20 protein-coding genes and 1 pseudogene are annotated in these 21,522 nt (G+C 56.5%); 15 read left to right on the top strand and 6 right to left on the bottom strand.

The genetic code is table 11. The annotated features are described in order from the left end of the window. Positions 1-173 precede the first annotated feature (173 nt). From HZS52_RS08925 to HZS52_RS08885, 10 genes and pseudogenes are all read left to right on the top strand, one after another. Positions 174-1,592 (top strand): sigma-54 interaction domain-containing protein, encoded by a 1,419-nt coding sequence (locus tag HZS52_RS08925; protein ID WP_022521892.1) that lies wholly within the window; start codon positions 174-176, stop codon positions 1,590-1,592. A 114-nt stretch (positions 1,593-1,706) separates the two neighbouring features. Continuing rightward, positions 1,707-2,837 (top strand): ABC transporter ATP-binding protein, encoded by a 1,131-nt coding sequence (locus HZS52_RS08920; RefSeq protein ID WP_190374589.1) that lies wholly within the window; start codon positions 1,707-1,709, stop codon positions 2,835-2,837. 29 nt (positions 2,838-2,866) lie between these two features. Further along, a complete protein-coding gene (locus HZS52_RS08915; RefSeq protein WP_190374588.1) occupies positions 2,867-4,147 on the top strand; it encodes an ABC transporter substrate-binding protein in 1,281 nt (426 codons plus the stop codon). Between the two features lie 63 nt (positions 4,148-4,210). Next, the gene (locus HZS52_RS08910) at positions 4,211-5,095 is read left to right on the top strand and encodes a carbohydrate ABC transporter permease (RefSeq protein WP_190374587.1); all 885 of its coding nucleotides are present in this window, start codon (positions 4,211-4,213) and stop codon (positions 5,093-5,095) included. Beyond that, complete coding sequence (locus HZS52_RS08905) at positions 5,092-5,934, top strand: carbohydrate ABC transporter permease (protein WP_190374586.1); 843 nt, start codon at positions 5,092-5,094, stop codon at positions 5,932-5,934. The genes HZS52_RS08910 and HZS52_RS08905 overlap by 4 nt, the downstream gene beginning before the upstream one ends. Positions 5,935-6,355: 421 nt before the next feature. After that, positions 6,356-8,245, top strand: coding sequence for a calcium-binding protein (locus tag HZS52_RS08900; protein WP_190374585.1), 1,890 nt, complete (start codon positions 6,356-6,358; stop codon positions 8,243-8,245). Positions 8,246-8,297: 52 nt separating this feature from the next. Beyond that, positions 8,298-8,484, top strand: a pseudogene (locus HZS52_RS24380) (carbohydrate ABC transporter permease); the annotation flags it as partial. Positions 8,485-8,546: 62 nt separating this feature from the next. Next, positions 8,547-10,376: a DNA helicase RecQ gene (gene recQ, locus HZS52_RS08895; RefSeq protein ID WP_190374584.1), complete on the top strand. Its 1,830-nt coding sequence runs from the start codon at positions 8,547-8,549 to the stop codon at positions 10,374-10,376. 165 nt (positions 10,377-10,541) lie between these two features. Beyond that, the gene (locus HZS52_RS08890) at positions 10,542-10,943 is read left to right on the top strand and encodes an MbcA/ParS/Xre antitoxin family protein (RefSeq protein ID WP_190374583.1); all 402 of its coding nucleotides are present in this window, start codon (positions 10,542-10,544) and stop codon (positions 10,941-10,943) included. After that, positions 10,940-11,620, top strand: coding sequence for an RES family NAD+ phosphorylase (locus HZS52_RS08885; RefSeq protein WP_190374582.1), 681 nt, complete (start codon positions 10,940-10,942; stop codon positions 11,618-11,620). Before HZS52_RS08890 ends, HZS52_RS08885 begins: the two co-directional genes overlap by 4 nt. A gap of 3 nt (positions 11,621-11,623) precedes the next feature. Here HZS52_RS08885 and mtnA read toward each other — a convergent pair whose 3' ends face one another. After that, a complete protein-coding gene (gene mtnA, locus HZS52_RS08880) occupies positions 11,624-12,649 on the bottom strand; it encodes an S-methyl-5-thioribose-1-phosphate isomerase (RefSeq protein ID WP_190374581.1) in 1,026 nt (341 codons plus the stop codon). A gap of 102 nt (positions 12,650-12,751) precedes the next feature. Here mtnA and mtnB point away from each other — a divergent pair, with 102 nt between their 5' ends. The 3 genes from mtnB to HZS52_RS08865 are packed head-to-tail and all read left to right on the top strand — an operon-like array spanning position 12,752 to position 14,600. Continuing rightward, complete coding sequence (gene mtnB / locus HZS52_RS08875) at positions 12,752-13,339, top strand: methylthioribulose 1-phosphate dehydratase (protein WP_190374580.1); 588 nt, start codon at positions 12,752-12,754, stop codon at positions 13,337-13,339. Positions 13,340-13,353: 14 nt separating this feature from the next. Continuing rightward, positions 13,354-14,040: an acireductone synthase gene (gene mtnC, locus HZS52_RS08870; RefSeq protein ID WP_190374579.1), complete on the top strand. Its 687-nt coding sequence runs from the start codon at positions 13,354-13,356 to the stop codon at positions 14,038-14,040. A gap of 11 nt (positions 14,041-14,051) precedes the next feature. Beyond that, the gene (locus tag HZS52_RS08865; RefSeq protein WP_190374578.1) at positions 14,052-14,600 is read left to right on the top strand and encodes a 1,2-dihydroxy-3-keto-5-methylthiopentene dioxygenase; all 549 of its coding nucleotides are present in this window, start codon (positions 14,052-14,054) and stop codon (positions 14,598-14,600) included. Positions 14,601-14,939: 339 nt separating this feature from the next. Here HZS52_RS08865 and HZS52_RS08860 read toward each other — a convergent pair whose 3' ends face one another. The 3 genes from HZS52_RS08860 to HZS52_RS08850 form a co-directional block, all read right to left on the bottom strand. Next, the gene (locus HZS52_RS08860; protein WP_041157957.1) at positions 14,940-15,974 is read right to left on the bottom strand and encodes an IS110 family RNA-guided transposase; all 1,035 of its coding nucleotides are present in this window, start codon (positions 15,972-15,974) and stop codon (positions 14,940-14,942) included. Between the two features lie 262 nt (positions 15,975-16,236). Beyond that, entirely contained in the window at positions 16,237-17,499 is a 1,263-nt protein-coding gene (gene mtnK / locus HZS52_RS08855) for an S-methyl-5-thioribose kinase (RefSeq protein WP_190374577.1), read from the bottom strand. A gap of 64 nt (positions 17,500-17,563) precedes the next feature. Further along, positions 17,564-18,808 (bottom strand): GGDEF domain-containing protein, encoded by a 1,245-nt coding sequence (locus tag HZS52_RS08850; RefSeq protein ID WP_022521875.1) that lies wholly within the window; start codon positions 18,806-18,808, stop codon positions 17,564-17,566. 194 nt (positions 18,809-19,002) lie between these two features. Between HZS52_RS08850 and HZS52_RS08845 the strand changes: the two genes are divergently transcribed. Further along, positions 19,003-19,287, top strand: a complete 285-nt coding sequence (locus tag HZS52_RS08845; protein WP_022521874.1) for a YrhK family protein — start codon at positions 19,003-19,005, stop codon at positions 19,285-19,287. Between the two features lie 12 nt (positions 19,288-19,299). Here the strand turns inward: HZS52_RS08845 and HZS52_RS08840 are convergent, their stop codons facing one another. Then, the gene (locus tag HZS52_RS08840; protein WP_022521873.1) at positions 19,300-19,566 is read right to left on the bottom strand and encodes a DksA/TraR family C4-type zinc finger protein; all 267 of its coding nucleotides are present in this window, start codon (positions 19,564-19,566) and stop codon (positions 19,300-19,302) included. Positions 19,567-19,630: 64 nt separating this feature from the next. Continuing rightward, positions 19,631-20,383 carry a DeoR/GlpR family DNA-binding transcription regulator gene (locus HZS52_RS08835; RefSeq protein WP_035538847.1) on the bottom strand — a complete coding sequence of 251 codons (753 nt, stop codon included), beginning with the start codon at positions 20,381-20,383 and terminating at the stop codon, positions 19,631-19,633. Positions 20,384-20,517: 134 nt separating this feature from the next. Between HZS52_RS08835 and HZS52_RS08830 the strand changes: the two genes are divergently transcribed. Continuing rightward, a complete protein-coding gene (locus HZS52_RS08830) occupies positions 20,518-21,522 on the top strand; it encodes an ABC transporter substrate-binding protein (RefSeq protein WP_041159324.1) in 1,005 nt (334 codons plus the stop codon).

The following is a 21,522-nucleotide window of genomic DNA, read 5'->3' as shown; positions in this document are numbered from 1 at the left end:
AGCTCTTTTCACTACTCTTCTAAAGTCATTGCACAGACCATGCCAAGTCGTAGATGCCTATAAAGTGGTGGGATTAGCGACCAAACGATGCAAAAATGAATCAACTAGAGGCTTTTTTAATTCATTTTTGTATCAAAGATTCATAAATGAATCACTCAGAGGAGTTGGCTGCGATGAGTGAAATAGACAGGCGTGTGCTGCGAACCATTGTGGAGACCGCAAACGACCACTTCTTTATCGTCAGTGGCGATGGGCAAATAGTGGATATTAGCCCAGGAGCAGAAGCGGTTTACGGGGTATCCAGAGAAGAGCTGCTCTCCAGCAGTGTGCAGCAACTGCAAGCGGCCGGGGTGCTCAAACCCTCCATCACCATGGAAGTGATGCGCACCCGTCGGCCTGCGCAGATTATGCAAGTCACCGGAACAGGCCGCCGGGTGATTGCCGAAGCCTACCCAGTGTTCGTCGACGGCAAGCTGGAGCGCATTATCAGCCGCTCGCGGGATTTAACCGACTTGCAGTTACTGCAGGACGAATATGCGCTGCTGCAAAAACGCTTTAGCGAACACTTAAAGCGCAGTCAGGCAGCGCCAGACGCGGAAGAGCAGGCGTTGGATGACGCCCTGGACAATTTGCAGGTGCGTAGCAGCGTGATGCGTGAAATTGCGCTGCTGCTTAAGCGGGTCGCCCCTTCGGATGCCAATGTGCTGATGCTGGGTGAATCAGGTGTGGGTAAAACCGCCTTTGCCAAGCAGCTACACCGCTGGAGCCAGCGCTGTGACGGCCCCTTTATCGACGTTAACTGCGCGGCGATTCCAGAGAATCTGTTTGAGTCCGAGATGTTTGGCTACCAGCCCGGCGCTTTCAGCGGTGCCGCCCGCCAGGGCAAAGCCGGGCTGTTAGAGCAGGCCGAGGGCGGTACGCTGTTTTTGGATGAAATAGGCGAGCTGCCGCTGCTAATGCAAACCAAACTGCTCAAGGTGATTCAGGACGGTAGCTTGACCCGACTGGGTGACACCCGCTCTCGCAAGGTCAATTTTCGCTTGGTCGTGGCGACCAACCAGGATTTGGGCAAGCAAGTAGAAGCAGGACTTTTTCGTCTGGATCTTTACTACCGCCTCAATGTGATCCCGGTCACCCTGCCGCCACTGCGTGACCGCCGGGAGGATATCCCCGACCTGGTTGAAGCGTGTTTAAACCGGCTCAACCAGCGCTACGGGCGGCAAAAAATTCTTGATACCCGCGTTTGGTCGACACTGATGGGCAGCGAATGGCCGGGTAACGTCCGCGAGCTGGAGAACTGGCTAGAGAGAGCTTGGCTTTCCAGCCCCACCGATCAAATCGAGGAGCCCACCGCACTCCCTCACGCCGAACAGTTCCCGGCCAACTTGCCGAGCGCCTCGCCAGCAAGGTCGGCAGTAGCACTCGAGCCCCAGGAAACCCTCAAGCAGTACCTAGCGCGGCTGGAGCGTGAAACGCTTGAAGAGCTGTGCAACACACTCCCCAGCACCTATGCCATTGCCGAGCGGCTGGGCATCAGCCAATCCAGCGTGGTGCGCAGGCTTCAGCGCTATGGCATTACAGTGACCAAGTGAATTTTTATCTTGACACAGCGGGTGTCATCAACCATCCATGTAAGTGTCATGAAACGGCAACACCTTCAACACAAGCTGAACCAATAACAACCAACAGCCGGTGATGTGTGTGCTATGTCAAACCAATCGCGTATTCGCCTGGAGCGCGTCACTAAACGTTGGGACGCGACCACTGCCGTCGATGAAATCTCCTTCGATGTCACGCCTGGGCAATTTGTTATTCTGCTGGGCCCTTCAGGCTGCGGTAAATCCACCACGCTACGTATGATCGCGGGCCTGGAAGAGGCCAGCAACGGACGTATACATATCGGCGAGCGCGACGTCACACACCTGCCGCCCGGCGACCGTGGGCTGAGCATGGTGTTTCAGTCCTACGCGCTGTTTCCGCATTTGAGTGTGGCTGACAATATCGTGTTTGGCCTGCGCAGCCGCAAGGTACCCAAAGCCGAGCAGCGCCAGCGGCTGGCCAAGGTGGCCGAACTGGTCGATTTAACCGATTACCTATACCGCAAACCCGCCCAACTTTCCGGCGGCCAACGCCAGCGGGTTGCTTTGGCGCGCTCGGTTATTTCCGAACACCCGATCTGCCTGATGGATGAACCGCTATCCAACCTGGACGCCCGGCTGCGCAGCGACATGCGCCGGGAAATCAAAGCACTACAAAGTCGCCTGGATATGACGGTTATCTACGTCACCCACGATCAGGTGGAAGCCATGAGCATGGGTGATCGTGTGATTCTGATGCAGCACGGCAAAATCGTGCAGGACGGCACCCCGGACGAGCTTTATAACCGCCCCGCTAGCGCTTTTGCCGCCAGTTTTATTGGCAGCCCCGCCATGAACCTGCTGCCCCTAGTGGCCGGAGAGAATGGCGCCGTTATCGAAGGCGAACCAAGTACCCCCGTAGCCCCCCTGGGTGCCATTGGTGGGCACTTGGGCATCCGCCCGGAAGATATCGAACTGCGAATCGCAACCGGTTCCGGCGTGCCCGCTAACGTATTAAGTGAAGAGTATCTGGGAGCGGACACCATTGCTTATGTCGCGGTGGGGTCGCACACCCTACGCGTGCGGCTTAGCGGCAAGCAAGCACTGACAGGCCAGCCATGCAGCCTCTATTGGACTCCACAGAATACACACCTTTTCGATGCCGAAGGCCTGCGGCGTGATGACCTGACGCCGCCCCCATTTCCCAACTCATCTCGAAGCGTTCCTCGTCCACCGGCAGTGGGCTCTTTCCAACACTGACAGCAGTATTGACACTTGCGGAGTCTCTTATGCGTTTGCGTACCCCTTTTGCAATGACCGCCCTGGCAGCGGGCTTGTTAAGCGCCGCCCAGGTAAACGCGGATAGCGTCGATCTGACCATGTACTACCCGGTCGCGGTGGGCGGTGCACTCACCGATGTCGTTGACACTCTGGTGGAAGAGTTTGAGAGCGAATACCCCGATATCAATGTGGAAGCAATCTACGCCGGTAACTACGACGACACCCGCGTGCGCGCCATGTCGGCGATGGAAGCGGGTGAAACGCCACAACTGTCGGTCATGTTCTCCATCGATCTGTACGAGCTGATTGAGCAGAACGCCATCGTCGCATTTGACGACCTGGTCGAAACCGATGAAGAGCGCGAATGGCTCGATGGCTTCTATCCAGGACTGATGGAAAATGGCCAACTGGATGGCAAAACCTACGGCATCCCCTTCCAGCGCTCCACCATCGTACTGTTCTGGAACAAAGACGCCTTTGAAGCCGCCGGCCTAGACCCCGAAACACCCCCAGAAAACTGGGAAGAGATGGCCGAGATGGCGGCGACCGTGCGCGAAGCCTCCAACGGCGAGCAGTGGGGCGTGATGGTGCCGTCGACTGGCTACCCCTACTGGATGTTCCAAGCCTTCGCCTTTCAGAACGGCCACCGGCTAATGAGCGAAGATGGCACCGAGGTCTACTTCGACGACCCCGCAGCGGTTGAAGCGCTGGAGTACTGGGTATCACTGGCCACCGAGCACAATGCCATGCCCGACGGCACCATTGAGTGGGGCACCCTGCGCCAGAACTTCCTGGAAGAGTCCACAGCGATGATGTGGCACACCACGGGCAACCTGACCGCCGTACGCAGCGAAGCCAATTTTGATTTTGGCGTCGCCATGCTGCCGATGAAAACCCAGCGCGGCAGCCCTACCGGCGGCGGCAACTTCTACATTTTTGAAGACGCCACTGAAGAAGAGCAGCGCGCGGCGATGACCTTTATTCGCTGGATGACCGCTCCCGAGAGAGCCGCTGCCTGGTCGATTGAGACCGGCTACATGGGCGTTAGCCCCGCTGCCTACGAAACCGACGCGCTACAAGGCTATGTGGAAGAGTTCCCACCCGCCGCGGTTGCCCGCGACCAGCTCGAACACGGCACGGCGGAGCTTTCCACTTACCAGGGTGGCCGCATTCGCCGCGCTTTGGATAACGCCGTGCAAGCGGCGCTGACCGGTCAAATGACGCCGCAAGAAGCGCTTAGCCAGGCGCAGCAAGAAGCCGACAGCGTGTTGCGCCGCTACGCCCGCTAATCGTTAGCCATTTCACTGTTCGCCGGGGCATGCCCCGGCTTTTCCAACTTGCGGTACGTCTCTATGTCATTCACCAACCACCGCAAAATGCAGCTCTATGGCGCGCTTCTGCTGCTGCCCGCTGCGCTACTGCTGACGACTTTTGCTTATTTACCAACCGTGACAACGGTCATTAACAGCCTGTTTTTACCCGGCTTTCGCGGTGCACCCACTGAATTCGTAGGCCTTGAAAATTATCAGGTGTTGTTCGATGACCCGACTTTTTGGAAAGTAGCTCTTAACAACTTAATCTATGCCGTCGGTACGATTCCTACGTCTATCGCGCTGGCCTTGGGTATGGCGCTATTCGTCAATAGAAAGCTTCGCGGGCGGGGCTTTGTGCGCATGGCCTACTTTACGCCGACGATTCTACCCATGATCGCCGCGGCCAATATCTGGATGTTTTTCTACGCGCCGCAGATTGGCCTATTCAATAAACTGCTCGGCATGCTGGGCTTTTCCGGGGTGAACTGGCTGGGCGATCCAAGCGTTGCGTTAAGCTCGGTGATCGTGATGTCGGTGTGGAAAGAAGCCGGTTTTTTTATGATCTTCTACTTGGCGGCGCTACAGAGCATGCCACCCGAGTTAAAAGAGGCAGCTGACTTAGAAGGCACTAGCCGCTGGAGCTTCTTTTGGCGAGTCACCTTTCCGCTACTCATGCCCACCACACTGTTTGTGCTCATCAATGCGCTGATTAACTCGGTGCGGGTCGTGGATCACCTGTTTATCTTGACCAAGGGCGGGCCCAATAACGCCACCAACCTGCTGCTCTACTACGTTTACGAGAATGCATTCTCGTTCTTTGACCGCACCACGGCAGCCACCATTACGGTGGTTATTCTGCTGGTGCTTGCGGTAGTGGCCACGCTTAAGTTCACGATTTTAGATCGCAGGACGCACTATCAATGAATACGAACACTACCTATGCGCCCCGCTCCCGTTTCGTCTCAATTCCAGCGCTGGAAACAGTGGCCGCGTGGCTACTGGCGATTATTTGGATTTTTCCGCTGCTGTATGCCTTTTGGGCCGCCTTCCACCCCAGCGAGTTTATGGTGAACTTTGAGCTCTTCGCCCCGCTGACGTTGGAGAACTTCACTAACGCCTGGTCTCAAGCGCCCTTTGCCCGCTACTACCTGAACACCTTTGCGCTGGTGACAGGGGTGGTGATCGGTCAGTTTGTGGTCTGTACCCTGGCGGCGTTTGCCTTTGCGCGCTTTCCGATTCCCGGCAAAAACGTTCTGTTTATGCTGGTGCTGATTCAGCTGTTTGTGTTTCCCGAAGTGCTGATTGTCGAGAACTACCGTATTGCAAGCGAGTTGGGGTTGATCAACACAATCACCGGTATTGGCCTCCCCTATGTGGCCAGCGCCCTGGGTATTTTTCTGCTCCGCCAAACGTTCAAAACCATTCCCCGTGAGTTGGAAGACGCCGCCCGCATCGAAGGCTGCAACTGGCTGGAAATTTTGTGGAAAGTGTATGTACCGCTCGCCAAGCCTACCTACCTTGCTTACGGGCTGGTCTCGATTAGCCACCACTGGAACAACTTTATCTGGCCACTGGTGGTTACCAACTCGGTAGAGAGCCGCCCGTTAACGGTCGGCCTTGGGGTTTTCTCCGCCCCGGAAACCGGCGTTAACTGGGCCACCGTCAGCGCCGCAACACTGCTCAGTATCGCCCCGCTGCTGGTCGCCTTCCTGCTGTTCCAGCGCCAGTTTGTGCAGTCGTTTTTACGGGCGGGGATTAGGTAAACCTACTTTATTCACGGCGGCAAGCTAGCAACGAAGCAGGTGAGCATTTTTAACCTTTATAATCAGCAAGTACCACTACAGCTTGGCTCAAAAGAACCACTTACACTGGGTTAAAGCGCATCTCCCTGCCCCCTCCTCTGCAACGACCCCATCAACGCCCCGTTCAACGGCCATGTTACGACCAACGATGGGGGCGCCTTACCCAGTAAGGCGGCCTGTCTCATTCGACCAAGGTCTCGCCACTAATGTCGCATTGCCTCCTGCGGGGATATCTTGTGCTATTAAAACACTCGAATGATACGAGTGTTTTAATCAGTCATTTCATACCTCGAGTTGCCCTTGGCACACTCGTAGATGCAGTGACTTCAGCATCATGGATCAACAATAACAACCATATAGCACGAGATACGGAGGTATCTTAATGGCAATGCTCGACTACAAAAACTATACCAGTGAAGCATCCATCGAATTGCTGCTGACATCCCACAAGCTCGCCACCTACGCCAGCCTGTCGGGCGCCCTTGGCATTCCGCAGACTCGGGAAATAGTACAAGGATTCACAGACCTGTTCCCCGATGGTGCCTACCCCAATGAGATAGATACCGGACTGCCCGGGGGATGGCGGGAACTGACGCCGACCGAGCTTGGCCTACCCGCGAGCGCCCTCGATGGGGCCGGCCACTACATCATCGAGAGCCCGATTACCGGCACCCTGCCGACTGGCCCCCAAGCCAAGCTGCTGGGTGAGTTCGATGAACAGGGACAACTGACCCGGGTATCGCTGACCTACACCGGCACCAACTCTCCGGTGGATATTGTCGACTACCTGCAACTCAATGCTGGCACCATAGCACCCAACCTTGAGCCGCTGCTCGTTGCGCTCAAGAATTACAGCCAGGCCAACGGCCTGGAGGCTGAGGACGCACTGATCACCGGCTACAGCCTGGGGGGCGGGATGGTGAACATTATGGCGCGCTTTCGCGAGGAGTTGGCCGACGGCTTCTTCGCTGAGGCCAACTATATCGGTCACGAGTCGCCACTGATCTATGACGACCCCGAGGTGGTGTACAACTACGGCTACGAGAATGATGCGGTGTATCGTGTGGCAGGAGACGCAGATACCTTCCTCGAGGCGCTGCAGGAACAAGGGCCACTGCTGACCCACCCCAACACCTCTTACGAGTCGAGCGGGGACAATGTCGTACTGTTCAACGATATGTATGGTTCACCATTGTGGCCATTACCAGCTTTCTCACTGCTGAACATTCCGGTGAGCTGGTATGCCCATGTCGATGGCATAATCACGGATGCCATTCAGCGTATCGCTGATTCGCCCTTCTATGAATACACCGACCGTGACAGCGCGGTGGTTGTTTCCAGTCTTTCCTCTCTATCACGCTCGTCGGTCTGGGTAGAGGACAAGCAGACCTCAAGCTCGAACCATTTCGGCCAACCCGCGTTTCTAATTGGCACCGAACATGCTGACAAGGTTCGCAGCGGTGAGAATAGCGACTACATCTACACTGGTGGGGGAGATGACTTGATTCGGCTATCCAGCGGTGCCGATCGCGTCGATGGCGGCTCGGGAGTCAACACTCTGCGCCTCAAAGGCGATGGGGCGGATTGGGATGCCTATCAACTCTCGGACGGCACGCTGTTCCTCAATTCCAAGCAGGATCTTGGATTGAAGCAAGTGGAAAATGTCAGTTACGTGGAGTTCGAGGGCCTGTCGCTACTCGACATTTCACTGACCCAGCAACGCTACAGTGTCGGCGAGCGCGGACTCGAGGACGAACGCTTCGACCCATTCGGTCTATTCAGCCAAGACCTGGAGTATGGCGAACATATAGAAGGCAGCGCTGGCGACGACGAACTCACTGGAACAGTGGCCTTCGGCGGTGTAGGAAACGACACCCTGACGGCGCTGGAGAGCGGTAGCTTGCTACATGGCGGCGAGGGAGATGACACGCTGGTAGGCGGCCTGGGCGATGATCAACTCTATGGTGGTGAGGGCGACGATACCTTGATTGTGCGTGGCGGCAACGATGTACTCTATGGAGGAGTGGGCGACGACCTGTTCATGTTCGACGAGGGGTATCAAGGCAGTGCCGTGATCAAGGACTTCAACCAGCATGCGGGGGATCAGGACTGGTTGGTGTTCATGGGTGAGTTGTTCGCGGATCAGGAAGATCTGCTCGGCAGCGCCAATCAGATGGACAATGACGTGGTCATCGCCCGGGACGGCCTCTATGTCACGGTGGAGAGCATTGGCATCGCCGAACTGGTCGAGAGCAGCCAGTTCCTGGCCTGAGTCTTGGCTATCCGCGCGCTCGCCTGCTGGCGAGCGCGGTTCCCTCTCGTACTGGCTGGAAATTTTGTGGAAGGTGTATGTACCGCTCGCCAAGCCCACCTACCTTGCTTACGGGCTGGTCTCGATTAGTCACCACTGGAACAACTTTATCCGGCCATTATAGGTCACCAACTCGGTAGAGATTTTGCTCTTCCAGCGCCAGTTTGTGCAGTCGTTATCTGCGCGCAGGGATTCGCTAGGCAAAATCCCTTGAGTTTTCGTGCGACAATTCTTCCTCAAGCACGAGATAAGGAGAGCATTGATGCACGGCGACCCTCACCCGGCAGCCCTCAAGGTGTTGCAGGAAGTATTTGGTTACGACAGCTTTCGCGGCCCACAGCAGGCCATCATCGAGCATGTAATGGCCGGTGGCGATGCGCTGGTGCTGATGCCTACCGGCGGAGGCAAGTCGCTGTGCTATCAGATCCCTGCACTGCTGCGCGAAGGCACCGCGATTGTGGTCTCGCCGCTGATCGCGCTGATGCAGGATCAGGTGGCGGCGCTTGAGCAGAACGGGGTCAGGGCGGCTTACCTGAACTCCAGCCTCGATTATCACGAGGCGGTCGAGGTGGAGAACCGCCTGCGGTCGGGCGAGCTGGATCTGTTATATGTCGCGCCCGAGCGACTGGCCACTGCGCGTATGCAGATGCTGCTGGAGCAGACTAAGATTGCGCTGTTCGCCATTGATGAAGCCCACTGCGTCTCCCAGTGGGGCCACGATTTTCGCCCCGAGTATCGCCAGCTCTCCCAGCTTCATCAGCGCTTTCCCCAGGTGCCCCGCATCGCCCTCACTGCCACTGCCGATGTGCCCACCCGGGGCGATATCATGGAGCATCTGCAGCTCCAGGAGGCGGCGCTTTACAACAGCGGCTTTGACCGGCCCAACATTCGCTACCATATCGCCGAAAATCAGGGTAACGCCAAGGAACAGCTGCTGCGCTTTATTCGCGAGCACCACGACGGCGAGGCGGGTATCGTCTACTGCCTTTCCCGGCGCAAGGTGGAGGAGACCGCCGCCTGGCTGGAGCGCCAGGGGCTGACGGCACTGCCCTACCACGCGGGGCTTCCCCCAGAGCAGCGCCAGCAGCACCAGACCCGCTTTTTGCGTGAAGATGGCGTGGTCGTCGTGGCCACCATCGCCTTTGGCATGGGCATCGACAAGCCGGACGTGCGCTTTGTGGCCCACCTCAACCTGCCCAAGAGTATCGAAGCCTACTACCAAGAGACCGGCCGCGCCGGGCGTGACGGCCTGCCCGCCGATGCCTGGATGGCGTTTGGTCTTCAGGATGTGATCACGCTGCGCCAGATGCAGCAGGACTCCAGCGCCGCCGACCATCAAAAGCGCATCGAACAGCAGAAGCTCGACGCCATGCTCGGGCTGTGTGAAATCATCAGCTGCCGCCGCCAGGCGCTGTTGCACTATTTTGGCGATCATCTGGACGCCCCCTGCGGCAACTGCGACAACTGCCTGACCCCGCCCGAGACCTGGGAGGCCACCGTGGCGGCACAAAAGGCGCTCTCCTGTGTTTACCGCACTGAGCAGCGCTTCGGCGTGACCTACCTTGTGGATGTGCTGCTAGGTAAAAGCAACGAGCGCATCACCCGCTTTGGTCACGACAGGCTCAGCACCTACGGCATAGGCAAAGACCTCTCCGCCAACGAATGGAAGGCGCTCTTTCGCCAGATGATTGCCAGCGGCTTTTTGAGTGTGGATATGGAGGGCCACGGCGGCATCAAGCTCACTGCCAATGCCAAACCGGTGCTGCGCGGCGAGCAGAACCTCACTCTGCGCAAGCCAAGCAACAAACCCAGCAAAGCCAAAACCGCTCGACGAGGAAGCAAAAGAGCCTCTGCTCCGCAGGGCCACGGCCCGCTGTGGGAAGCCCTGCGACAGCACCGTCGGGAACTGGCCGAAGCACAGGGCGTGCCTGCCTATGTGATCTTCCACGACGCCACCCTGGCTGAAATGATCGAGCAGAAACCCCAAAGCCTAGCGGCACTAGGCGCGATCTCCGGCATCGGCGCGCGCAAATTGGCGGATTACGGCGAGGGCTTTCTGGACGTCATTCTGGCGCATCAGGAAACCGAGTAAAACAGTTAAGCCCGCGTAATCGCGCCATGGAGTCCACCGACCTGCTTTTCCAGCGCCCGCTTGTGTAGTCATTTTTACGAACCGGGCTTCATTAAGCTCAAATGGCCAATATTTTCAAAAATCGCTCACTTGGCGTAATCTATACATAAGTGAGGAGGAAAATAGATGGCTATTCAGCACAAAACCGCCGACAAGCGCCGCGAAATAGGGGCCGCTGCGATGCGCACCTACCCCAACATTTCACACGCATGGGGTTTGAAAGAGAGTGAAGCTGCCCTTCTGCTCGGGGTGCCTGATTCCACCTATCGGCGTTGGAAGCAGGCACCAGGGAATGCCCGCCTGGATGCTAACCACCTGGAGCGGATGTCGTTGATTCTCGGCATCTACAAAGCACTGCATATACTATTGCCCAACAAAGAAGCGGCTAACAGTTGGTTGCAGCGAGCCAACCGCAACCCTCTTTTTGCCGGTCATACACCAATGGAGCGTCTGTTGAATGGACAAGTCTCCGACCTCTACGTTGTTCGCCAGCATTTAGATGCAGCGCGTGGTGGGGGGCATGCGTGACATTCCCGTTGAGCAATGTCACTTGGCGGCCCAGTTACCGCGTTATCCCCTCGCGTTTCCCTCCCATTGATTTATTCGAAGGCGTCAATAGCAACGCTGATGATTGGGACTTACTTAATGAGCTGGAGGGTGAAACCTCCGCAAGGCTGCGTGAGGAAGCGGGCGCCATTCACTTGGTTCGTGACGACGACCGTCGTTACGGCCCCGGCTGGACGCCCGTCATGGCGGCCTTCTGCCACTTCCCCGCGACCGGTTCGCGTTTTAGCGATGGCACCTTTGGGGCCTACTACTGCGCACTGACCGAAGCCACCGCCATTGCCGAAACCGTGTACCACACAGAACGCTTTATGGGAGAGTCAAACGAACCGCCCGTGATGCTTCAGCAGCGTGTTTATCTGTCGGATTTAACGGGCCAACTCATTGATTTACGTCAACAGGATGCAGCCCAAACGCTTCTCAGACCGGATTGCTGGGCGTCCGGGCAAATCTTGGGGAGAAAAGCCTGGGAGGAGCAAACCGATGGCATCGTCTACCCCAGCGTTCGAGATCCGGAAGGCGAATGTGCCGCGGTGCTTCGCCCGCCCGTGCTATCTACCACAAGGCAAGGGCGGCATCTTGGCTACGACTGGGATGGTCAGCACATCCGCCATGTCTATGAGCTAACGCTATTGGGTTAGCGATTAACTTTCGCCCCGCCCCAGGCAGTGTTCGCCGCGTGCGATCGCGGCGGCATCAAATACGCCGGTGTCCAATACCCAAGCCGTCACGAGCTTGGCGGGAGTGACGTCAAAGGCGGGGTTCCATACCGGTGCATTATCGGGTGCCCAGGTCACCTCACCAAAGGCACCGGCGACGCCGCGGATCTCGGCGGGATCACGCTGCTCAATAGGAATCTCGGCACCCGTGGCACAAGCGGGATCAACAGTAGTGTAGGGAGCCACCACATAGAACGGCACCTGGTGGTAGTGAGCGATCACCGCCAGCATGTAAGTACCCACTTTATTGGCAAAGTCGCCGTTGGCGCAGATACGGTCGGCGCCCACCATCACTTTATCCACCTTGCCTAAAGCCATCAGGCTCGCGGCCATGCTGTCGGTAATTAGCTGGTAGGGAATGCCCAGGTCGGCCATTTCCCAGGCGGTTAAGCGGCCGCCTTGCAGCAGCGGGCGGGTTTCATCCACAAACACATGCAGCTCTACACCGCGCTGCTTGGCCACTGCCAGCGCACCAATGGCCGTACCCACCCCGGCGGTGGCCAGGGCGCCAGTGTTGCAGTGGGTCAGCACACGGTCACCCGTTTTCAGCAAGTCAGCCCCCCGCTCAGCCATGCGTTGGCACAGCGCACGGTCTTCTGCAAACAGTTCAGCGGCACGTTCGGCCAGGGCGCTGACGCCTTGCTCAAAGCAGGCTTCCATGGCATCCAGGCAGTACATTAAGTTAACTGCAGTGGGACGCGTGGCGCGTAAGCGATCACTTACCAACTGCCAATCATTTTGTGGATGGCGAGCGGCGTATTGGGCCAGCACGAAAGCGGCGCTCAAACCAATCAACGGCGCGCCGCGAATCGCTAGGGTTTTCACCGCATGCTGCCACTCTTCTGGCGAGTCACAGCGCACCCACTGCTCCACCTGGGGCAGTTGGGTTTGATCCAAATACTCAAGGTGGTCGGCATAGATCCGCAAACTGCGTGATTGAAGATGAGGCATCGATGGACTCCTTGAGCACTTGATCGGAACAGCTACACGGCTTATCAGCCGCGAAGCTTATCATATAGAATGGCTGCCACTAGAAGAGGCGACGCAGATCCTATGATGACGCTACAAACTGAACTGCTGGACGCCATTTCATGGGCGGCGCAGCAAGGCTGGACGCCAGCCACTGGCGGTAACTTTTCCGCCCGTACCGAGGCGGGCTATCTTGTCACCGCTTCTGGCCGGGATAAAACCCGCATTCAGGCCGATGACCTCTTGCTCTGCAACCTGGATGGCAAGGTGCTATCCGGCGATGGTAAGCCTAGCGCGGAAAGCGATCTACATGCCGCGCTCTATCGCCTGGATGCGTCGATTAACTGCGTGCTGCACACTCACACCGTGGCCAGCACGGTGCTGTCGCGACGATTTCCTAAGGGCATAGAGCTCAGCGGCCTTGAAATGCAAAAAGCCTTAGCAGGCAACGAGACCCACGAGGCTACCATCTGGTTACCGGTGGTGCCCAACTCCCAGGATATGGAAGAACTGGCCGAGTACGTACGCAGCGGCTGGCCGATGCCCTGGGGCTTTTTGGTCGCAGGGCATGGCATTTATGCCGTGGGCGATAGCATTGCCAGCTGTCGCCGCCACCTGGAAGCGATTGAGTTTTTACTTGCCTGTGTTCTTGAAGAGAGTCGCTGGTCTTAAATGAGTAGCCTTAAATGAGTAATTCAACTGTTCGCGCCATTGTGACCGATATTGAAGGCACCACCACGGACATTAACTTCGTCCATAAGGTGCTTTTTCCCTACGCCCACGCCAAGTTGCCCGACTTTCTACGTGCGAATGCAGACACACCTGCAGTTGCCGAGCAAATTGATGCCGTACGCAGCGAAATGGGCTCCCCTAACGCCCCACTTGAGGCAGTGATCGACCAGTTGCTGCACTGGATCGAGACTGACCAAAAAGTTACTCCGCTGAAAGCACTGCAAGGTATGGTGTGGGCCGATGGCTACCAGCGCGGCGACTTTAAAGGCCATCTCTATAGCGATGTAGCCCCTGCCCTGCGTCAGTGGAAGGACTCGGGCAAGGCGCTGTACGTTTATTCGTCGGGCTCAGTACAGGCCCAAAAACTGCTGTTTGGTTACAGCGATGAGGGTGATTTAACGCCGCTGTTTAGCGGCTACTTTGATACCCATATTGGCCATAAACGTGAGGCTGCCGCTTACCATCGCATTGTCGCCGAGCTTGACCTGCCGCCGGCAGCGGTGCTGTTCTTGTCTGACGTGGTCGAAGAACTGGACGCCGCCAAACAGGCAGGCATGCAAACCCTGCAGTTGGTGCGCGAAGGCACACAGGCGGGCAACACCCATGCCTGCGTTACTCGCTTTGATGAAATTGCGCTTTAGGAGACCCTACGATGTCGCAACTAAAAGTATTTGCTGATCAGAACCCTAACGATGCCCTGATCGACACCACCGACGGCGAGCAGATTAGCGCTGAGCTAAACAAGGTGGGCGTGCTGTTTGAGCGGTGGGCAGCGCCGGGCGAAATTGCCGACGACGCCACCCAGGAAGATATTTTGGCGCTTTATCAAGACGACATCGACCGCGTCAAAGCCATAGGCGGCTATCAAACCGTTGATGTGTTGCATATGGTACCCACGCACCCAGACAAAGACGCCATGCGGCAGAAGTTCCTAAACGAGCACCGCCACCATGAAGATGAAGTGCGTTTCTTCGTCAAAGGACAAGGGCTATTTTGTCTGCACATCGATGACAAGGTGTATCAGGTGCTGTGCACCCGCAATGACCTGATCAGCGTACCCGCCAACACGCCCCATTGGTTCGATATGGGCCCAGCGCCAGAATTCACCGCGCTGCGCTTCTTCGATAATGTGGAAGGCTGGGTGCCCCACTGGACCGAAAGCGATATCGCCGGGAAGTTTGATCGCCTGGATCAGTTGTAAATGGTGAGGAGTGAGGGGTAAATCGTAAGGTGAAAGGTGGGAAGCAGCTGTAGCGCGTATATGGACTCCTCCTCGTCTGCAAGCACAAAAGGTCATAGCGGCACGGTCGACTGCTAGCGTATATCCGGTCTCGTAAAAGATGCCTAACGTGTGGGCATCGGACCTTAATGGGCTATTCGCACGTCGGGTACCCTCAGCGTAAACGAGCTCTATGGCTCTACGCGCTACACGGTATGGCCCGACGTCGGTTCGACCTGTTCGCCATCTCTCTTTTGGTGGTGCAGTCGGGGCGGTAGGAACACCGGTTAAAGGTTCAACATTGATGGTCGCGTCGCCTGCTTAAGCGGCGGCGGACAACTCAGGGTTATACGGGACCTCGTAACGTGTGACGGCCCACGCCATACGCGCTGTCTTATTGGCGAGAGCCACGATCGCCACGTTGCGATGTTTGCGCACGGCAAGGTGCTTGATCCACTGGCTGAGTCCGTCGTCTTTTTTCACCGCATAACGAAGGACGGCGCGGGCGCCATGTACCAGCAGCTTGCGTAAGTAACTATTGCCACGTTTACTGATCCCCAACAGGCGCTCTCGTCCGCCCGTGCTATGTTGACGCGGGGTCAGCCCTAACGAGGCGGCAAAGTCGCGTCCACGCTTGTATATAGCGCCGTCACCCAGCACACCCGATAAGGCACTGGCGGTGATGGGGCCAATGCCGCGGAGGGTCATCAAGCGCTTGGCAACCGGGTCGGTGTTGGCATGCGTTTCAATGGCGGACGTTAACTGCGCAACACGCTCGTCTAAATAACGTAAGTCATCCGCTAAGTCGGCCAATAGGCGGCGAAAGCGGTCACTGAGCCCGTTGGTGGCATCCTCCAGCCAAAGAGGCAGCGCCCGCCGTAACTGCTGAATACCGGTGGGGGCAATAAACCCATACTCACTGATGAGGCCACGGATTTGATTGGCCTTCGCTGTGCGCTGGCTAATCAGCTCTTCACGGATCCGGTGGGTGGCCTGGCTGTCCTGTTGATCAACGGTTTTTACGGCCACGAAGCGCATCGTGGGACGGCCTAATGCTTCACAAATCGCTTCAGCATCTGCCCGATCATTTTTATTCGTTTTAACGTAAGGCTTCACGAATTGGGCCGCAATGAGCTTCACATGGTAGCCACGCGCTTGAAGTTCGCGCGCCCAATAATGCGCCGCTGCACATGCTTCCATGCCGATGGTGGCGCCTTGAGGAACGCGCCGACAGACAGCCTCCAGCCACTTGGCCCGGGTATATTTACCTCGCCATTGAGGCTTCTCATGCCGGTCAACGCCATGTACGTGAAAGACAGACTTTGCGATATCCACACCAACTCGGCTAATGTTCATATGGGCTTCTCCTGACTCTCAAGCTGATAGTTTTCCAACCACCTACCAGTATGGCGCACTGACGCCGGAGTAGGGTGAGGAGGAGTCCATCCCATTGCGTAAGCGCCAGCGCACCCGCGAAGCAACGCGCGAGCGTTACCGAAGATGACACCCAGGCCGGATGAAGCCCGGTGGCATCATCCAGGCGGCTGGGCCGCCGTCGCGGGTGCCTCATACGCTCGTTCCTCGCGAGATTCGTTACGCCGCGCTACGGGGCAGGCGTTTACAACACCTCTTGCTGGTTATACGCCCTGGCTAAATCCGCCAGCGCGGTAAGGTCACTATAGGCTTCCGGCTCCATAATCAGCGTTTGGCCCATCAGCACATTGCGCGCTTCAAGCTTGGCGCGCAGCGCGGTGTCTTCAATCTCTTCGAAATCGGCGTTGTGGGCCAGTGATAAAACACGGCGATGCATTTCGATGCCGCAGTAGGCCAGCGCATCCAGGCGTATCTCTTCAAGCAGTGCATCACAGGCATCATCTGCGCTGTTGCCCTGCTCTTCAAATAGCGACTTGGGAAACAGAATGCCCGTCCGCTCGGTTTGCCACAGGTGGCGGAACTCGGCATCAAAGTGGCTAAAGCACGCATCGACCACATCAAGGATCCACGCCTGATACTCATCAAGCTCACCTTCTTGACGGTGAGCGGGCTGGCTGAAGTAGGCCATCAGGAAGTTGGCCACCGCCATTCCCAGGTCAAAAGCCATCGGCCCGTACTGGGAAAACTCGGGGTCAATGACCCGCACGTCGGTATCCGTGGCCATGATCGAGCCGGAGTGCAGATCACCGTGCAGCATGGTTTCGGTGTTCGCGGTGAACTTCATCAACAGCCGCTGTACTTTGGCCTTTAAACGCGCGTTACGACGCAATTTGTCCACCACCGGTGAAAGCTCCGGGGTGTGGTGATTCATTTCAGCGCCGTAATAAGGGTCGGTAAATACCAGTGATTCGGTAATGGCAGGAATCGCCACATTGCCGGAAAACAGCCCCACATCCGCCTTTTTCTCTGGGCTACTCAGCGAAAGCTCTGAGCCACGAAACGCCGTGCGGGCGCAAAACTTGCCGATGGTTTCGCCAAGTCGAGCGACTCGCTCACCGTTGATCAACTTACGGCGCAAGATAGTGTGGGGGTGCAGATACTCCATCACAAACAGCGCCTGGGGCTTGTCGAAGTAGTAGACTTCAGGGGCAATGCCCGGTGCACGCTTGGCCTGACGCACCAAGGCGTAGTACTCAAAGTGGGCACGATAGACCGGCAACGGCCAACTCTCGCCGACCATACGTACATAGGGAAGCGCCTGCTTAACCACTACACTGCCCGCGTCACCGGAGACGATAAACACTAGGTTGAGGTTGCCGTCACCCACCTCGCGAATGTCCCAGCTCGCGGGTTCTTCGCCCACGCGCCTAACTACCGCCTCAACATCACCAAGCCGCTGGGATAGAGTGTCAACGCTTAGCGCGCGGTAATGTTGATCAATCTCCACAGTTCTCTCCTCACAAACGTTTACGTGTTTGGCTAGCCGCCAGTTGGCCCGTTAATCTCCGCGACTAGGCTGATACGCTTAAGCCATCAATAGCATTATCGCCAGATGATGAATCAATCGCACTAGCCACCCATACACGGTTGCGGCCTTGCCGCTTGGCTTCATAAAGCGCGTCATCTGCCTGGGATAATAGTTCGGCTGGGGCAAGGCTAACTTTCGGGTAGAGTACTGCAACGCCAACGCTAACGGTAACAACGCTTTGCGCCGAGACACCGTGATTAGGAATTTCCAAGGCCTCCACGTTGCACCGGATACGCTCGGCCGCCGGTTTTGCCGCCTCAGGCGATGCATTGGCTATTAGCACTACAAACTCTTCACCGCCAAAACGCACCACTAAATCGGCATCACGGCTATTGGCCTGCATGGCAGTAGCGACTTGGCGCAAGCACTCGTCACCCTGAGGATGCCCATAGTAGTCGTTGTAAGCTTTGAAATGGTCGATATCGATCACCATCAGCCCTAAACAAAGGCCTTTATCGGTAGCCTCCTGCCAGCGCACAGGAAAAACCGTATCGAACTGGCGCCGGTTGGCAAGATTGGTTAAAGGATCAGTCACCGACATGCGCGACAGTTCCTGGTTATCTTTTAAGTAATAGCCAGCGCGGAGCTTTTCTTTCAATACATGCAAGTAGGAGGTTCGCTCGCTCTGCTCGAAACGATAGTTGGCCACTAACGTAAACAGCGTCTGAGCGATAATAGTAAATATTGCTAGCCGCTTCGCCTCTGGCGGCATGGGGTCATAAGATAGAACAAAAAGCAGTATTATAAATATACAAATGGCAGATGAGACGCAGGCATAGTTAAACCGCAGTGAGTAAACAATATTACCCACCAGCAAAATAAGGCCGAAAGAGAAAACATCCAGGTAAGAGTAAGGAACGGTGGATTCCACCAAAATCAAACATGAAATCACCGTAGCAACGATCACCGTACTCGCCATTAACGTTTCACGTTGGGCTGGAGACACGCCACGGTAAACCCACCACAGAATTGGCATACCAAAAGGCAGCATTACCCCCACCCTTAACGCCAGCGCGGTGGTGAAAGTATCCGGTCGAAAGCTGTGGTCGTTGATCAAAAACAAGCAGTAGATGATCGCCGATATCAACCCTGCCATGACCATGCTACGGCTACGTTGGCGCTGAGTATCTTCTTCAAACCTTGCTTCCACTTCATCAGCAAAACGTAACCGCCAAGGCCCTCTACGCAACTCATCTTCCACCGCTGTCAGCAGCGTGTCATTGATCATTACTCGCCCTCAATGCCTCACCCGGTTACTTGTGGCTTTCATGTATCATCAATGAACATCAGAAGCCTAATACTACCTTTGAGTACGACGATAGTGTGCCACAATAGCGTTTAGTTAAAATGAATATTGGTACACATGTTAAACGAAACTCATCCCAATTTTCATTAATTGAACATTCAACCAGGAGACTAATGATGCAGCGCCAACAGGATCCGGTGACTAACGACTGGACTTTCATCATTGGGCATCGCGAACTCGTTGTGCACCAACGCTATGAGGTGCTTAGCATGATCAACGACTTTATGCTGGGCATTTGGTTTACGATCGGCAGTGTCTGCTTTTTTTACCAGGGTGCGGTTCAAACTGTCGGCGTGTGGCTGTTTGTGATAGGTAGCATCCAACTGCTGATTCGCCCAGCGATTCGCCTTCACCGCTATGTCTATTTTAAGCAGTTGCCGGACACCGACCAGGACGCTTAGACACAAGCCCGTTCAACGCAGTTGGCTATCTTTACTACCACGACGGTTGTAGCCACTATAGGCCGACTGCTTTTTGTCCAATTCACCCTGACACACCACACACAGTCTAACGCCCGGAATCGCTTTACGGCGCGGTTCAGGAATGGGATTGCCACACTCTTCGCAAACCTCAAGACTTTCGCCGCGGGGCAACTGGCTACGCGCACGCTGCACCGCATCCTCTAGCGTGCTTTCCATCTGCTCTTGTTCGGCGCCATCTTTTGCCCATCCACCTGCCATAATCGCACTCCTCGCTTCGGCACTAGCAATCTATCAGCATAGCAGTAACGAGAAGCGTGCACCGTTAGCCCAAAAACCGAACGCCTTGGGCAGCCAAGGGGCTGCGTAGTTTGTCTGGCAGCGGTACATCGGTCACTACGGCATCATAATCACCCAGTTGACCCGCGGCGCAGCGTAGTGGCAGGTCGAACTTGGTTTTATCCAGCACTAACACGCGATAACCGGCATGGGCCAACAGCGCCTCACGGGCCATCACTTCGTCGTCGTTGTAGTCATAAAGCTGGCCATGGCTATCCATTCCCCCCACCGACACAATCCCCACATCGGCACGGTAGCGTTGAAAAAAGCGCCAGGCATCGCCGCCAATCACATCCTGGTCGCGACGACGCACTCGCCCACCGGCTACTACTAACTCACACTTCAACTGGCACAGCTTAATCAGCGCATGCAGGTTATTGGTCATGATATGCAGGCCTTGCTTATCACTCAGCGCATCGGCCAACTGCTCAACCGTGGTGCCCGTGCCTAAGAACAGTGCTTGATGATCCTGTACCAAGCTCGCTGCCCGCGCCGCGATCTGCCGTTTACCCGCCACGTTAACGATCTGACGCTGGTCGTAGCCGATATTTTCCTGCTCGGGAAACGGCAGCACCTCCCCTTGGCGGCGCAGCACCAGGCCTTTATCGGCTAGGTGGCGAATATCCCCACGCAGGGTTTGCACAGAAACCCCAAACTCGCCTGCCAGGCTGTCTACCGACTGGCGCCCTTGTGAGTGGATTCGCTGTAACAGCTGTTGTCGACGTTCGAACTGGCGCATAACCCCTCTCGGCACAACGAAAGCAAAAAGTGCAGCAAACGAAAGCCACAAAATGTTGAACGAAAGCATAGTGTCACTTTGTTGTAAGCAGATGACAGTAGCTTAGGTGGGGTTCACTCACTGGAGGTTTACCCATGTTGAAGCGCCCCCTGTTATCTATTCCGACATCTGCCCTTACTACTGCCATCGCGGTAGCCAGCTTTTCCCTTTCGGCTCAGGTAGCGGCGAACGAAACGCTAACGCTCTACACCAGCCAGCCCAATAGCGATGCACAGCAAACCGTTGACGCCTTTGAAGCAGCCTATCCCGATATTGAAGTGGAGTGGGTACGCGACGGTACCACACGCTTGATGACCCGGCTGCGCTCGGAGCTTTCAGCCGGGGTGAGCAACCCTGACGTGCTGCTGATTGCCGACAGCATGACCATGGAATCACTTAAGCAAGAGGGCCATTTACAGCCTTACCTAAGCGATGAGCGCCAGGCCTATGACGCCGACCTGTATGACCCAGAAGGCTATTACTACGGCACCAAGCTGATCACCACCGGGATTGTCTATAACACCGGCGCCGAGCATCAGCCGCAGAGCTGGCAAGACCTGCTGGGGCCTGACTACGAAGGGTTGGTCACCATGCCTAGTCCGCTTTACTCCGGCGCGGCACTGATCCATATGGCGGCGATCACTGCCAACCCTGACCTTGGCATGGCGTATTACGAAGCGCTTCATGAAAACCGCACCGAAGCCCAGGGCGGCAATGGCGGCGTATTTAACGCCGTGGCCGCGGGCACCAAGCCCTACGGCATCGTGGTGGATTTCCTGCCAATTCGTGAAGCAGCCAAAGGCTCGCCGGTCGAATTCGTGTTCCCGGAAGAGGGCGTAAGCGCGGTGACCGAGCCGGTCGCCATTATGCAAGGCGCAGAGAATGTCGATGCCGCGCAAAAGTTTGTTGATTTTGTGCTTTCCCAGCAGGGTCAGGAGCTGGTCAGCCAGCAAGGCTATCTGCCTGCTCACAACGACGTTACCCCACCGGAAGGCTTCCCCGAGCGCGATAGTATTACCCTGATGCCGGTTGATACCGAGCAGGCATTGGCGCAGGAAGAAGAGCTTAAACAGCGTTTTAGTGACCTCTTCGGCGGGTAA

Source organism: Vreelandella titanicae, from assembly GCF_014697095.1.
In the GTDB taxonomy this organism is placed as follows: Bacteria; Pseudomonadota; Gammaproteobacteria; order Pseudomonadales; family Halomonadaceae; genus Vreelandella; species Vreelandella titanicae.
Note: the sequence above shows the minus strand (reverse complement) of the source record. Positions and strands in the feature narration are given on the sequence as shown.

What these genes read in the sequence shown, in the direction of transcription:
- HZS52_RS08925 (WP_022521892.1), top strand. Translation starts at nt 174, where the DNA reads ATGAGTGAAATAGACAGGCGTGTGCTGCGAACCATTGTGGAGACCGCA.
- HZS52_RS08920 (WP_190374589.1), top strand. Translation starts at nt 1,707, where the DNA reads ATGTCAAACCAATCGCGTATTCGCCTGGAGCGCGTCACTAAACGTTGG.
- HZS52_RS08915 (WP_190374588.1), top strand. Translation starts at nt 2,867, where the DNA reads ATGCGTTTGCGTACCCCTTTTGCAATGACCGCCCTGGCAGCGGGCTTG.
- HZS52_RS08910 (WP_190374587.1), top strand. Translation starts at nt 4,211, where the DNA reads ATGTCATTCACCAACCACCGCAAAATGCAGCTCTATGGCGCGCTTCTG.
- HZS52_RS08905 (WP_190374586.1), top strand. Translation starts at nt 5,092, where the DNA reads ATGAATACGAACACTACCTATGCGCCCCGCTCCCGTTTCGTCTCAATT.
- HZS52_RS08900 (WP_190374585.1), top strand. Translation starts at nt 6,356, where the DNA reads ATGGCAATGCTCGACTACAAAAACTATACCAGTGAAGCATCCATCGAA.
- recQ (WP_190374584.1), top strand. Translation starts at nt 8,547, where the DNA reads ATGCACGGCGACCCTCACCCGGCAGCCCTCAAGGTGTTGCAGGAAGTA.
- HZS52_RS08890 (WP_190374583.1), top strand. Translation starts at nt 10,542, where the DNA reads ATGGCTATTCAGCACAAAACCGCCGACAAGCGCCGCGAAATAGGGGCC.
- mtnA (WP_190374581.1), bottom strand. Translation starts at nt 12,649, where the DNA reads ATGCCTCATCTTCAATCACGCAGTTTGCGGATCTATGCCGACCACCTT.
- mtnB (WP_190374580.1), top strand. Translation starts at nt 12,752, where the DNA reads ATGATGACGCTACAAACTGAACTGCTGGACGCCATTTCATGGGCGGCG.
- mtnC (WP_190374579.1), top strand. Translation starts at nt 13,354, where the DNA reads ATGAGTAATTCAACTGTTCGCGCCATTGTGACCGATATTGAAGGCACC.
- HZS52_RS08865 (WP_190374578.1), top strand. Translation starts at nt 14,052, where the DNA reads ATGTCGCAACTAAAAGTATTTGCTGATCAGAACCCTAACGATGCCCTG.
- HZS52_RS08860 (WP_041157957.1), bottom strand. Translation starts at nt 15,974, where the DNA reads ATGAACATTAGCCGAGTTGGTGTGGATATCGCAAAGTCTGTCTTTCAC.
- HZS52_RS08850 (WP_022521875.1), bottom strand. Translation starts at nt 18,808, where the DNA reads ATGATCAATGACACGCTGCTGACAGCGGTGGAAGATGAGTTGCGTAGA.
- HZS52_RS08845 (WP_022521874.1), top strand. Translation starts at nt 19,003, where the DNA reads ATGCAGCGCCAACAGGATCCGGTGACTAACGACTGGACTTTCATCATT.
- HZS52_RS08840 (WP_022521873.1), bottom strand. Translation starts at nt 19,566, where the DNA reads ATGGCAGGTGGATGGGCAAAAGATGGCGCCGAACAAGAGCAGATGGAA.
- HZS52_RS08835 (WP_035538847.1), bottom strand. Translation starts at nt 20,383, where the DNA reads ATGCGCCAGTTCGAACGTCGACAACAGCTGTTACAGCGAATCCACTCA.
- HZS52_RS08830 (WP_041159324.1), top strand. Translation starts at nt 20,518, where the DNA reads ATGTTGAAGCGCCCCCTGTTATCTATTCCGACATCTGCCCTTACTACT.